General features: G+C 44.5%; 1 protein-coding gene. It reads left to right on the forward strand.

Going from position 1 to position 557, the window contains the following annotated elements:
- On the forward strand, positions 1-557 hold a 557-nt coding region (locus tag AC25JC_RS17325; protein WP_486924517.1), incomplete at both ends, for an EF-Tu C-terminal domain-related protein.

The raw sequence follows: 557 nt of genomic DNA on the forward strand, positions 1-557 counted from the left end.
GTTGCTCTTGTTGAAGCTCTTGACTCTTACATCCCAGAACCAGAACGTGCTATCGACCAAGCATTCCTTATGCCAATCGAAGACGTATTCTCAATTTCAGGTCGTGGTACAGTAGTAACTGGCCGTGTTGAAACTGGTATCGTGAAAGTAGGCGAAGAAGTTGAAATCGTTGGTATTAAAGATACAGTTAAAACAACTGTAACTGGCGTAGAAATGTTCCGTAAACTTCTTGACGAAGGTCGTGCGGGCGAGAACTGTGGTGTTCTTCTACGTGGTACTAAACGTGAAGACGTTCAACGTGGTCAAGTACTTGCTAAACCAGGTACAATCAAACCGCATACTAAATTCGACGCAGAAGTATACGTACTTTCTAAAGACGAAGGTGGCCGTCATACTCCATTCCTTAACGGTTACCGTCCACAGTTCTACTTCCGTACAACTGACGTAACTGGTGCGATCTCGCTTAAAGAAGGCGTTGAAATGGTTATGCCTGGTGACAACGTAGAAATGTCAGTAGAATTAATCCACCCAATCGCAATGGACGCTGGCTTACGCTT

The organism is Acinetobacter sp. P37 (assembly GCF_057480965.1).